Origin of the sequence: Cryobacterium arcticum, assembly GCF_001679725.1 — a bacterium.
GTDB classification, from domain to species: Bacteria; Actinomycetota; Actinomycetes; order Actinomycetales; family Microbacteriaceae; genus Cryobacterium; species Cryobacterium arcticum_A.
The window spans coordinates 1,617,415-1,629,772 of the sequence record NZ_CP016282.1 but is presented as its reverse complement, the minus strand read 5'-3'; the positions used below and the strand labels follow the sequence as shown (position 1 = coordinate 1,629,772).

11 protein-coding genes are annotated in these 12,358 nt (G+C 70.1%); 4 read left to right on the top strand and 7 right to left on the bottom strand.

Going from position 1 to position 12,358, the window contains the following annotated elements; translation table 11 throughout:
• Positions 1-10: 10 nt before the first annotated feature.
• The 4 genes from pflB to PA27867_RS07215 all read right to left on the bottom strand — a co-directional run bounded on the left by pflB (position 11) and on the right by PA27867_RS07215 (position 5,064).
• Complete coding sequence (gene pflB, locus PA27867_RS07230) at positions 11-2,278, bottom strand: formate C-acetyltransferase (RefSeq protein ID WP_066594840.1); 2,268 nt, start codon at positions 2,276-2,278, stop codon at positions 11-13.
• Positions 2,279-2,540: 262 nt separating this feature from the next.
• Complete coding sequence (locus tag PA27867_RS07225; RefSeq protein ID WP_236900865.1) at positions 2,541-3,566, bottom strand: sucrase ferredoxin; 1,026 nt, start codon at positions 3,564-3,566, stop codon at positions 2,541-2,543.
• The gene (locus PA27867_RS07220) at positions 3,563-4,810 is read right to left on the bottom strand and encodes a cupin domain-containing protein (protein WP_066594835.1); all 1,248 of its coding nucleotides are present in this window, start codon (positions 4,808-4,810) and stop codon (positions 3,563-3,565) included. The genes PA27867_RS07225 and PA27867_RS07220 overlap by 4 nt, the downstream gene beginning before the upstream one ends.
• Positions 4,810-5,064: a BatC protein gene (locus PA27867_RS07215; RefSeq protein WP_066594834.1), complete on the bottom strand. Its 255-nt coding sequence runs from the start codon at positions 5,062-5,064 to the stop codon at positions 4,810-4,812. Before PA27867_RS07215 ends, PA27867_RS07220 begins: the two co-directional genes overlap by 1 nt.
• Positions 5,065-5,225: 161 nt before the next feature.
• Here PA27867_RS07215 and PA27867_RS07210 point away from each other — a divergent pair, with 161 nt between their 5' ends.
• From PA27867_RS07210 to PA27867_RS07200, 3 genes are read left to right on the top strand one after another with little or no spacing between them, the layout of a single operon-like run.
• On the top strand, positions 5,226-6,686 hold the full coding sequence (locus PA27867_RS07210) for a ferric reductase-like transmembrane domain-containing protein (protein WP_084020825.1): 1,461 nt from the start codon (positions 5,226-5,228) through the stop codon (positions 6,684-6,686).
• Positions 6,683-7,198 carry an FMN-binding protein gene (locus PA27867_RS07205; protein WP_066594833.1) on the top strand — a complete coding sequence of 172 codons (516 nt, stop codon included), beginning with the start codon at positions 6,683-6,685 and terminating at the stop codon, positions 7,196-7,198. Before PA27867_RS07210 ends, PA27867_RS07205 begins: the two co-directional genes overlap by 4 nt.
• Before the next feature lie 35 nt (positions 7,199-7,233).
• The gene (locus tag PA27867_RS07200) at positions 7,234-8,004 is read left to right on the top strand and encodes an FAD:protein FMN transferase (protein WP_157109156.1); all 771 of its coding nucleotides are present in this window, start codon (positions 7,234-7,236) and stop codon (positions 8,002-8,004) included.
• Positions 8,005-8,007: 3 nt separating this feature from the next.
• On the opposite strand, the gene PA27867_RS07195 is transcribed toward PA27867_RS07200, so the two are convergent.
• On the bottom strand, positions 8,008-9,396 hold the full coding sequence (locus tag PA27867_RS07195; RefSeq protein WP_208857309.1) for an FAD-binding oxidoreductase: 1,389 nt from the start codon (positions 9,394-9,396) through the stop codon (positions 8,008-8,010).
• A gap of 223 nt (positions 9,397-9,619) precedes the next feature.
• Positions 9,620-10,357, bottom strand: a complete 738-nt coding sequence (locus PA27867_RS07190) for a DUF72 domain-containing protein (protein WP_066599313.1) — start codon at positions 10,355-10,357, stop codon at positions 9,620-9,622.
• 126 nt (positions 10,358-10,483) lie between these two features.
• On the opposite strand from PA27867_RS07190, the gene PA27867_RS07185 reads away from it, so the two are divergent.
• Positions 10,484-11,443: a hypothetical protein gene (locus PA27867_RS07185; protein WP_157109155.1), complete on the top strand. Its 960-nt coding sequence runs from the start codon at positions 10,484-10,486 to the stop codon at positions 11,441-11,443.
• A gap of 58 nt (positions 11,444-11,501) precedes the next feature.
• Here the strand turns inward: PA27867_RS07185 and PA27867_RS07180 are convergent, their stop codons facing one another.
• Positions 11,502-12,347, bottom strand: a complete 846-nt coding sequence (locus PA27867_RS07180; protein ID WP_066594830.1) for an SDR family NAD(P)-dependent oxidoreductase — start codon at positions 12,345-12,347, stop codon at positions 11,502-11,504.
• Positions 12,348-12,358: the final 11 nt, after the last annotated feature.

Below are 12,358 nucleotides of genomic sequence, written 5' to 3'. Positions count from 1 at the left end.
AGGGTGTTCTTTAGTGCGAGTGGAACGTGCGGCTGATGACATCCATCTGCTGCTCGCGGGTGAGGCGGACGAAGTTCACGGCGTAACCGGAAACACGGATCGTCAGCTGCGGGTAGTTCTCCGGGTGCAGCATGGCGTCTTCGAGGGTCTCTTTGTTGAGCACGTTGACGTTCAGGTGGTAGCCGGTGGCCGACGTGAACGCGTCGAGCAGGCCGACCAGGCTGGTGATCTGCTCGTCCTTGGTGTGGCCGAGGCCGCTCGGAACGACAGTGTTGGTCAGCGAGATGCCGTCCTGCGCTTCACTGTACGGAAGCTTGGCGACACTGAGTGCCGACGCGAGCATACCGTGTGTGTCGCGGCCGTTCATCGGGTTGGCGCCCGGTGCGAACGGCTCACCCTTGCGGCGACCATCGGGCGTGTTGCCGGTGGCCTTGCCGTAGACCACGTTGGACGTGATCGTCAGGATCGACTGGGTGTGGATCGCGTCGCGGTAGGTCGGGTGCTTGCGGATCATCGTCATGAAGCGTTCCATGACGTCCACCGCAATGACGTCGACGCGGTCGTCGTCGTTGCCGAAGGTGGGGAATTCGCCCTCAACGGTGTAGTCGACAACCAGGCCGGTCTCGTCGCGGACCGGACGGACCGTGGCGTACTTGATGGCGGACAGCGAGTCGGCGACCACGCTCAGGCCGGCGATGCCGCAGGCCAGGGTGCGGATGATCTCCTTGTCGTGCAGTGCCATCTCGAGGCGCTCATACGCGTACTTGTCGTGCATGTAGTGGATGCAGTTCAGCGCGGTGACGTAGGTCTCGGCGAGCCACTCGAGGGTCTCGAGGTAGGCCGGGAAGACGGTGTCGTAGTCGAGGATCTCGTCGGTGTTCGGCGCGGTGGCCGGGGCGATCTGCTTGCCGGACACCTCGTCCTTGCCGCCGTTGATCGAGTACAGCAGCGCCTTGACGGCGTTGACGCGGGCCCCGAAGAACTGCATCTGCTTACCGACCCGCATCGGGGAGACGCAGCACGCGATCGCGGCGTCGTCACCCATCTCGTTGCGGATGAGTTCGTCGGACTCGTACTGGATGGCCGACGTGTCGATCGAGACCTGGGCGCAAAAGCGCTTGAAGCCCTCGGGCAGCTTGTCGCTCCACAGAACGGTCAGGTTCGGCTCGGGTGCGGGGCCCACGTTGTACAGGGTCTGCAGGAAGCGGAACGCGGTCTTGGTGACGAGCGGGCGACCGTCTTCACCGATGCCGGCGAGCGACTCGGTGACCCAGGTGGGGTCTCCGGCGAAGATCTCGTCGTACTCCGGGGTGCGGAGGAACCGCACGATGCGCAGCTTGATGACGAGGTCGTCGATGAGTTCCTGGGCACCGGACTCGGTCAGGGTTCCGGCGGCGAGGTCGCGCTCGATGTAGGCGTCGAGGAAGGCCGCGTTGCGGCCGAACGACATTGCCGCACCGTTCTGCTCCTTGACCGCACCGAGGTACGCGAAGTACAGCCACTGAACGGCTTCCTTGGCGGTGGTGGCGGGCTTGGAGATGTCCGAGCCGTAGCTGGCTGCCATCTGGGCGAGTTCCTTGAGAGCCCGGATCTGCTCCGAGTTCTCCTCGCGGGCACGGATGATGTCCTCGGTCGAGGGCTCCATGTCCAGCTCGGCGCGGTCGTTCTTCTTGCCGGCGACCAGGGCGTCGATGCCGTACAGGGCCACACGACGGTAGTCACCGATGATGCGGCCGCGGCCGTAGGCATCCGGCAGGCCCGTGATCAGGTGGCTGCTGCGCGCACGACGCACACCGGGAGGGTAGACGTCGAAGACCGCGGTGTTGTGGGTCTTGCGGTAGTCGGTGAAGATCGTCTCGAGCTCGGGCGACACGGGGTAGCCGTAGGTCTCGAGCGAGGTGGCGACCATGCGCCAGCCACCGAAGGGCATGATCGCGCGCTTGAGCGGCGCGTCGGTCTGGAGGCCGACGATGACCTCGTTGTCCTTGTCGATGTAGCCGGGCTTGTGCGCGGTGATGGACGAGGGCGTCGTGGCGTCGATGTCATAGACGCCCTTCTCGCGCTCGACAGGGAACATCGCGGACAGCTTGGCCCAGATGCCTGTGGTGCGCTCGGTGGGGCCTTCGAGGAAGCTTGCGTCGCCGGTGTACGGCGTGTAGTTGCGCTGGATGAAGTCGCGCAGATTGATCGAGTCCTGCCACGGGCCGCTGACGAATTCAGCCGGGCCTGCTTCTGCGAGACCGCGCTGGTCGCTTCTGATGCCATCTGTAACGGTCATATGGATTGCTCTCCTTGTAGGATCGAGGCTTTCCCGCTGACTGGGTGTTTATCCCACCAGTCGGGCCACGAGAGCAGGACCACGAGGTACCAGCTAGTGCCACGGTGCCGGTGGTTCGCCCTCTGTTGTGAACATTACTCTCCGGTTCGGCGCCTGAACCGGGACCTTGGTCCCGTATTCACCTCCCCTTGGGGGGTGCCGCCAGCGGGTATGCGCGCGGTCGCGCGCGCGACCATGCGGGCCCGTCGGAGCAGCCGTCGGGCTACTCGACGGGTGGTTCCACCGGCGTCTCCAGGGGCGGCTCGGGTGCCGGCACGGCACGGTCGATGGAGTCCAGCCGGAACTGGCGCACCGGGCGCGCCGTGGTCGCGGCGCAGGTGCTGAGGAGCGGCTCGGAGAGGGTCTCGACGACGCGGACGGTGACCGGCTGGACGGCCGACGCGGGTGCGGGCCCTGCGGATGCGTGATCGAAGTAGACACTGTGCACTCCGGCCGACTCCGTCCAGGACCTGTAGGCGAAGGCGTCTACACGGTCGTCACCGAATTCCCGGGCGGCGAAGGCGGCCGCGGCCTGCACGACGTTCGGCAGCGAGCTGCGCCCGCGGAAGCGGCCGGGTTCGATCAGTCCGGCCCGATACCGGTCGATGAGTGCTGGCGCCTCCTGGGCGCTCATCCGGCCGTAGTACAGGCCGTGCGGGAAGAGGATGAGCGTGGCCGCGAACCTGTCGCCGCCCAGGTGGGAGCATTCCCAGGTGGCGTCCGGGTGGGCCAGGGCGAGGGCTGTGACCACCGGGCGCCCGCGCACGGCGCAGCACTGGTCGTGGCGTGCGTGCGTGCACACGCAGATGAGCGGCTCGGTCGACGGCTCACCGCCGGCCCCGTCCAGCGGCACCGTGAGGAGCTCCGCGGGGTCGGACACCGCGCCCCAGCGGATCTGCTCGTGGCCGGGCCGGGCATCCACCGCGGCCCACCGCCAACTGGCCTGGGCCCGCCGCTCGTGGGCGGTGCGGCCGGTGCGGCGGATGGCCAGTGGCCGGATACCGGCGGACTCGATCCGGGTGACCAAGGCCCGGCCGAGCGCCGGTTCGAGCGGGGACTGCAGGAACGCATGGGTGCCCCACGCACCGTCGATCTCCACGAGGAACCACCGCTCACCGTAACCGGCGGTGCCGGGCAGCGGGTCGTCGCGTTCGAGGGACCTGTCGCTGCAGGGCAGCCAGCCACGGGCCGGTTCGATCACCCGGGCCGCGTCGACCGGTTCGGTCGGCCCTCCCGCCGGCTGGCTCACCGCACGACCAGAACGCCCTCGCGCACGAGGCGCCGGGCGACGACCAGGGACGACGCCGAGTCCAGCCCGGCCAGACCGCCGGCCTGCGTGGTCTGGCCCGTGAGCACCTGGGCCAGGGCGTCGCTGGCCTCCGCCGGCAGCGTCACGCGTTTGTCCGGCAGCACCAGCGACACGGTGCCGGCATCCGTCCCGTGATCGAGCCTGGCATCGAGCTGGCGGCGCAGGCTCACCGTCGTGGCCTCGTGCAATGCGGCCGCAGCAGCGCTCGTGGCGAGCGGGGCGATCGGTTCGGGCCTGGCCGAGTCACGCACCCTCGTGTGCAGGCGCCGCCCGACGGTGTCGCCCAGGTCGTGGTGCTCACCGTGGGCGTAGCGGGTCAGGTCGTCGACGGCGGCGCTCACCAGCGCGGCGACCGTCGCGGCATCCGTCAGGTCGACGCCCACCGGCAGCGCCGCGCGCAGCGTCTCGTCGGCGGTCGCGCTGGCCAGGGCCTCGCGCAGCACGTCGTGCCGGGTGAGGGCGGCAACCCCGATGGTCAGGTGGATGGAGGTGCCGCCCAGAGCCGTCGCGGAGTGGATCCAGCCGCGCGGGAGGTAGAGCACGTCACCGGGCCGGAAGACCTCGTCAATGGCCGGCACCTTCTCTGCCGCACCCTCGACCGCGGCGCGATACCCGGTCCACGGCTGATCGCGAAGGGGCCGGGCATGAACGGGCGGGTGGATGCGCCAGCGCTTCTCCCCCTGCACCTGGATCACGAAGACGTCGTGCACGTCGTAGTGGGGATCGAATCCCCGCTCGGCGGCCGGGGTGATGTAGGCGTTCACCTGCACCGGATGGCCCAGGTCGGCGGCGAGGGCGCGGGCGAATTCGGCCAGCGGCGGCCACGTGCGATGCAGCCCCTGCAGGACCAGGGTGGCGCCGCCGCTAAGTTCGTCGAGCACCTTGTCGGCGCTCACCTGGTCGGCGATCTCGGCGCCCAGCCCGCCGGGCGCCGTGTAGCGCGCGGGGTCGAGCAGCACGCCGGCCCTGGCCATCCGGGCGAACGGGGTGCGAAGGCCCCTGCGGGTGACGAGGTCATCGACGGCGTCGGCGCTGAACAGGTCGCCGAGCCCGTCGCCCAGTTCGGCGGCGCGGGTGAACAACGCCGTCTGGTCCCAGTACTCGGCCGCGAACGCGTCCGGCGAGATGGGCAGCAACCGCGCAAGCGCGGGCCGATCGCTCGGCCCGCGCTGCCCGGCGCTCATCAGGCGGATCCGTCGGCGCCGCCGTCGTGCCCTTCCGGGTTGGCCCCGCCGTCGGCAGTGCCCTCTCCCGATGCGGAGCCGTCGGCTCCGCCGTCGTGACCGGAGGGGTTTGCTCCCCCGTCCGCGGTGCCTTCGCCGGCGTCCGCCGAACCGTCGGCGCCGCCGTCGTGGCCCTCAGGGTTGGCCCCGCCGTCGGCGGTGCCCTCGTTCGGGTCCAGGCCAGATGTCGTGATGTCGTCGTCGTTGATGCCCACTGCAAACCTCCATAGCCAGTGCAGGGCGCCGGCTGACGCCCACTCGCGATAGTACGTCGCCGACCGGGCCTACGGCTAAGAAACTTCGAAGAATCCCGCGGGAGTGTTGTGGTGTGCCCGAGATCGCCACGAGCGTGTTGCCCACCGAAACGAGAAGAGCCATGACCGTTCACCAGTCCAGTGCCGACACCGGCGCACCGACGACCCGCGTGCCGGACGGCGCCAGGGGGGCCGGCCGGGGCGCTCCGGCGCCGGTGGCACGGGCGCGCCGGATCCGCACCCGGCGCCGGCTTCGCGCCGCGGACATCCTGGTCACGGCCCTGGTCACCTCGGTCGCGCTTGCCGTGGCGCTGTACCTGGCGTACGGCGGTCTGAACGACGTGACGGATGTGGCATCCGCCGTGACCGCACTGGGCATCGTGACCGGGCTCGTCGGCACCGACCTCATCCTGATCATGCTGGTGCTGGCCGCGCGCATCCCGCTGATCGACCGCACGGTCGGTCAGGACGTGGCGATGGCGCTGCACCGGCGGCTGGGCAAGCCGGCGCTGTACCTGATCCTCGCGCACGGTGCGCTGCTCACGCTGGGGTATGCGCTCAGCAGCGGTGTCGACGTGGTCGCCGAGACGGTCACCCTCTTCACCACTCCCGATATGGCCTTCGCCTACCTGGGCGTGGGGCTGCTCGTGGCCGTGGTGATCTCGTCCCTCGTCGCGGTGCGCCGGCGCTTCCCGTACGAGGTCTGGCACGCCATCCACCTGCTCAGCTACGCCGCGGTGCTGGTGGCACTCCCCCACCAGCTCAGTGCCGGCGGGGTCCTGGCCGACGGCACCGTGCAGCGGGTCTACTGGCTGGCGCTCTACGTCCTCGCCTTCGGGGCGATCGGCTGGTACCGCTTCGTGCTGCCGGTCATCCGCTCGTACCGGCACGGGATCACGGTCTCCGGCATCGAGACAATCGCTCCCGGTGTGGTGTCGATCCACCTGACCGGCCGCGACCTCGACCGGCTGCAGACGGCGGGCGGCCAGTACGCCATCTGGCGGTTCTGGACGGCCGGCACCTGGTGGCACGCGCACCCGATCTCGTTCTCAGCGGTGCCCACGCGCACCAGCGCCCGCATCACCGTGCGGGACCTGGGCCGCGGCAGCCGGGAACTCGGACGGGTGCCGGTGGGCACGCGGGTGTCGATCGAGGGCCCGTACGGCCTGTTCACGGATGCCGCCCGCACCTCCCCGCACCTCGCGGTCGTGGCGGCCGGCATCGGCATCACGCCCATCCGTTCGTTGCTCGAGCACTCCCCCCTCAGTCGGGGCGAGGCGACGGTGCTGCTGCGCGGAACCGACGAGTCGCAGAGCTACCTGTGGAACGAGGTCGGCGCGCTGTCCCGCACGGCGGGCTCGGCCATCTACTCGATGATCGGACCCCGGCCGCGTGGCGTGGACACCTGGATGAGCGCCGAGGCGATCAGTGCCGGGGTCACCATCTCGAGTGTGTTCCCGCGGCTGACCGACTCCGACCTCTACGTCTGCGGCCCGCAGGCCTGGACCGATCTGGTGGTGCGGGACGCCAAGGCGGCCGGGCTCGCCGACCGTCAGATCCACGTGGAAAGGTTCGACTGGTGAGAAAACGCGCTATTGCCGCAAGCATCCTGTCGTCGGCTGCCGTGCTCGTGGTGGGCTGGCAACTCGGCGCTCCCAGCGCCTTGATGACGTCGGTTCCGTCCGCCTCCTCCGGCGGCGGCACCAGCGCCGGACCGTCCACCGCCGGCTCGTCGACGGCGACCGGTCCGTCGTCCGGCGGCACGTCGAACGGTTCGGCGCCCGCGGCCACCGCCGCGCCCGCTGCGCCCGCCGCGCCTTCCGGCACGTTCACGGGCAGCAGCACCTCCACCCGGTTCGGGTCGGTGCAAGTGCAGATCACCGTGGCCGGGGGCGCCATCACCGACGTCGCCGCCCTCAAGCTCACGGATGCCGACGGCAGGTCCGTGCAGATCAGCAACCGGGCCGCACCGGTGCTGCGCCAGGAGGTGCTCGCGGCCCAGTCCGCCCAGGTCTCCACGGTCTCCGGCGCCACCTACACGAGCGAGGCCTATCTCACCTCGTTGCAGTCGGCCCTCGACCAGGCCGGGCTCTGACCGTGTCCACGGTGGTGTTTCCCACCATGGGGACCATGGCGAGCCTGCGCTTCCGGGATGCGCCGCCCGCACCGGATCGCTCCGGCGGTGACGTGTTGCAGGCCGTGCGCGACAATTTCGAGGAACTCGAACAGCGGTTCAGCCTCTACCGGGCCGATTCGGAGATCAGCCGGATCAATGACGGGTCGGAGCGCCTGACCCGGGCCAGCGCCCCGATGCTCGCCGCCTACGAACTCGCCCTGCGCTGGCGGGACGACACCGCGGGCGTCTTCACCCCGCACCGCCCGGACGGTCTCCTCGACCTTTCCGGCGTGGTCAAGGCCCTGGCCATCGAGGACGCCGGTCGGCTCCTGCACGAGGCCGGCGTGCGGGACTGGCTGGTCACCGTGGGCGGCGACACGCTCTCGGACGGGCAGGAAGCCGAGGCGAACCTGCCCGACGGGACGCCGGGGGCGGGGACGGCGGGGCTGTGGACGGCGGGGATCGTCGACCCGCTCGACCGCAGCGCCCTGCTCTGCGTCGTGCCCTTCACCGGCGGCTGGCGGGCCATAGCCACCTCGGGCACCTCGGAGCGCGGCGAGCACATCTGGCGCCGGCCGGAGTCCGGCGACCTCGTGCAGGTCAGCGTCCTGGCTGCGGGAATCGTCACGGCCGACGTCCTGGCGACAGCGATCCTGGCCGGCGGATCGGAGACGCTCAACCTGGTCACCGAGCGCTGGGACATCGACGTGCTGACGGTCGACGCCTCCGGAGGCCTCGCGATGACTCCCCGGCTGAGGGAACGCTACCTCTCCCCCGCCCGCTGATCCCTAGAGCTTCTTGCCGGGGTTGAGGATCCCCAGGGGGTCGAAGGCCGCCTTGACCCGCAGCTGCAGGTCGCGCAGCACCGGGCCGAGCTCGTCGTCGAGGTGCGCACGCTTGAGCACGCCGATGCCGTGCTCCCCGGAGGCCGAGCCGTCCAGCGAGATCGCCAGGCCGATCACCCGGGCGAACGCGACGTGGGCCGCCTCGAGCTCGGCGGGGGCGGCGGGGTCGTAGCCGATGACGGGATGCAGGTTGCCGTCCCCGATGTGGCCTCCGGTGCTGATCGGCACGTCGAGCTCCCGGGAGATCTCGGCCAGGCCGGCCAGGAGCGCCGGCAGCTGGGAACGCGGCACCGTGATGTCTTCGTTCAGGCATCCCCCGCGTACAGCCTGCACGGCCGGGTGCAACAAGCGCCTGGCGCTCATCAGCCGGTCGAGGGATTCGGCGTCATGGGCGATCACCACGTCGTCGGCTCCCGCGGCCCGCAGCACGTCGGCGTAGGCCTCGACGTCGTCGTGCGCCTGGCCGATCTGGTCGGACTGCACGAGCAAGAGGGCGCCGGCGCCCCGAGGCAGCGCGGAGGCGGGATCGAACGCGTTGATCGCTTCGATGCAGGCGCCGTCGAGGAACTCCAGCACGCTCGGCCGGCGGCTGCCGGCAACGATGGTGTTGGCCGCGGCCAACGCATCCGTCGCGGTGGAGAACGTCGCTGACACGCCGGAGGGACTGGCCGGGGCGGGCAGCAGGCCCACCGTGATTTCGGTGATGATGCCCAGGGTGCCCTCAGACCCCACCAGCAGCGCGGTGAGGTTGTAGCCGGCCACACCCTTGATGGTGCGTTGCCCGGTCTTCACGATCGACCCGTCGGCGAGCACCACCGTGAGCTGGCGCACGAAGTTGCCCGTGACGCCGTACTTGACGCAAAGCATGCCGCCGGCGTTCGTGGCCACGTTGCCGCCGATGGTGGAGGCCCGCCAGGAGCCGGGGTCGGGCGGGTAGAACAGGTTGACGGCCTCGGCGGCGCGGGCGAGGGCGATGGTGCGCACGCCGGCCTGCACTGTGGCGGTCTGGTTGGCGGCGTCGACCGAGAGGATCTTCTTGAGCCGGGTGGTGCTGAGCACGATGGCGCCGGCGATGGCGTTGGCCCCGCCGGCGAGGCCGGTTCGGGCTCCCTGCGGCACGATCGGGATGCGATGCGCGGCGGCGATGGTGACGACGGCCGCGACCTCCTCGGTGCTGGCCGGGAAGACCACCGCGAGCGGTTCGCCGCTGAGCGTGCCCTCGGACTGGTCGCGACGATTGCTCTCGGTGCGCGGGCCGGTGACGATCTGGGCGGCTGTGAGCACCGCTGCGAGTTCGTCGAGAACGGGAGACGCGACGTCGGTCATGGTCATGGACACCTCTGCTGGACATGCACCCGATCGGGTGCCTCATCGACGCGGTGACTCGTCAGACCGCGTCCGGGGCCACAATTCTATGCAGGCAGATGGGGCGTGACCGGCTGTTTGGCGAGCTCGCCCGGCCGATAATCGGCTGGTATGCCGGTTTGCATATCCCACCTCCGGTCCGCGCGCTAGGGGCATTGTGCGGGGTTTCTGTCCTCCTGCTCACCAACGCTCAGACTCCCACCAGGTCCCGCAGGGTCCAGGCGTTCCGCACCGCGTTGCCGTCGCCGTCGTTGTTGAAATAGGCGAACACCTCCCGGCCGCCGGCCTGCCACTCGCGGATGCGGTCGGCCCACCAGCGCAGATCCGTCTCCGAATACGACCCGGCATAGAGCGCGTCGTGGGCGGGCCCGTGCAGGCGCACGTAGACGAACGGCGCGGTGGCGCGGAGCACACAGGGCAGCCCGGCTCCGCTCATCACACAGTAGGCGGCCCCGTGCCGCTCGAGGATGGCGAACACCTCCTCGACGTGCCAGCTGTCGTGCCGGAATTCGACGGCCACCCGGACCCACGGCGGCAGGGCGCCGAGGAAGTAGTCCAGCCGGGCGTCGTCGCGCTCGTGCCGGGGCGCCAGCTGCACCAGCAGGACGGCGCGACGCTCACCGAGTTCGTGCCAGCCCGCCTCGATGCGGCCGGCCCACACCTCGGGTTCGTAGAGCTTCCGCGCATGGGTCAGCCCGCGGGGCGCCTTCACCGACATGAGGAATCCGGCCGGCAGGCGCCGGTTCCACCCGGCGAACACGTCCGGGCGTGGCCACCGGTAGAAACTGGCGTTGAGCTCGACGGTGTCGAAGGCGCCCACATAGTGGGCCAGTCGCTTCGCCGGCGGCAGGCCGACGGGGTAGAGCACGTTCTCCCAGTGGTCGTAGCTCCACCCCGAGGTCCCGATATGGATCGCCGGTGTCGTCATCGACGACATACTGCCCGAGTCGACTGCCGGAGGGTACGGGCGGGAGCACGGAAGTTTCCCCGCCCGTAACATGCTCCCGATAAACTGGCCACCGGAAACCGGCGACCGGCCGGCCAGGCGAAGCGGGTGGGGCGAATTCCAGGGGACGAGCGGCAGGAAGCAGCCGGGTCGGCGCGCGCCCCGCAGAACGGTGGCCGTGTCCGCGGCCTCCGGATGCGGGGCAGCCGCCGCACCGGCATCCGCACCGGCATGCTGGTGGCCGCCGGAACCCTCGCGCTGCTGCTTGTCGCCGGATTCGTCGTTCGCACCATTTCGGTGTCCGAGGCCCAGAACGCCTACGACGCCGCGGCCCAGGCCTTCCGTGCCGAGCAGTCCACGGCCGTGGACACCGTGAGCACCGGCGAGAGCGCCCTCGACGACGCGATCGCCCTGCTCGACGAGAGCGCGGGCAAGGTGCTCGACGAGCAGCCGCGCGCGGACCTCGCCGCCGCCATCGACACCGTGACCCTGCGCCTGAGCTCGGCCGCTCAGGAGCTCACGGCCGCGGAAGTCGCTGCTGATGCCTCGACGACCCGGAGCGCCGTGTTCGAGCTGGGTCCGGGCATCCGTGACGACGCGAAGGCACTCGCGGCATTCGACTTCACGGCGGCGTCGGGCGTGCAGGGCGTGGCCGACGACCTGGCCGCTCCGGTGGCCGCCGTCGTGCAGGCCATGGCCGACTGGCAGGCCGAACAGGACCGGATCCTGCGCGAGCGGTACACCAACACCGTGCACGCCACCGGGTGGACGCCGGAACTCGACGAGTGCATCGGGTCGGTGGACGTGACCGCGCACTACCAGAACGTGCCCACCATCGCCGAGCACTGGTCGTGCGGCGGCAAGGATTTCCCCGACGACGCGGGCACCGTGATCACGCTCGCCGGCGTGCACGCCGGCACCTACCGGGTCGACGGGATCGTGGCCATGCTCAACGCCGACCGGGACAGCACCGCGGACATCCCGCGCGGCTACGACCTGCTCTACCAGACCTGCCAGAACGGCTACTCGGGGACCATGTCCTTCACGGCCCTCACGCGCATCTCCTGACGGGGATCACCGCGCCCTGGCCGCCCGTCGTGCCTGCGACAACTGGACCCGCTGCGGGCTAGGAGGCGTGGTCCTGCGGCAGCAGGTCGGTGGCGACCATATCGGCGCTGCGTTCCCACAGGGCCGTCGCGAGCCCCGCATCCGCGGCCTGCCTGTTGGCGGTCTGCACGCGGCGCTTCTCGTAGAACTCGCCGGACTGCCAATCGACTCCGGCCGCCGTGCTGGCCAGCCAGATCAGGGTGTCGGCGCCCTTCTCCGGCGTGATCAGCATGCGCTTGAGGGCGGTCTGGTAGATGAAACGCATGACACTGGTCGAGCCGGTGGAGAAACTCGTGGCGACCACGCCGGGGTGGAAGGCCGCAGTGACCAGGCCGAGCGCGTTGTAGCGCCGGTGCAGCTCGCGGGTGAAGAGGATGTTGGCGAGCTTGGCATCGCCGTAGGCCTTGTTGGCCGAGTACTTGCGTTCGTTGTCGAGGTCGTCGAGGTTGATGCGACCGAACCGGTTGGCGGCACTCGAGGTGTTGATCACCGCGGCCCGGCTCGCGAGGAGGCGGTCCATCAGCAGCGTGGTGAGCAGGAACGGGGCCAGGTGATTGACCTGCATGGTCTTCTCGTGACCGTCGACCGTGAGCTCCCGGTCCCCCATGATGCCGCCGGCGTTGTTGGCCAGGACATCGATGCGCGGGTACCGCTTGAGCAGATCGGAGGCCAGGGTGCGTACCTCGGCGAGCCTGCTGAAGTCGGCGATGAAATGGTCGGCTCCGAGTTCGGCCGCGATGGCCTGGGTCCGCTCCGGCGAGCGCCCCACGATGACCACCCGGTTGCCCGAGCCGCTGAGCGCTCGAGCCGCAGCAGCGCCGATTCCGTCGCTGGCCCCGGTGATCACAATCGTTCGTTCGCTCATCAGTCGTTCTT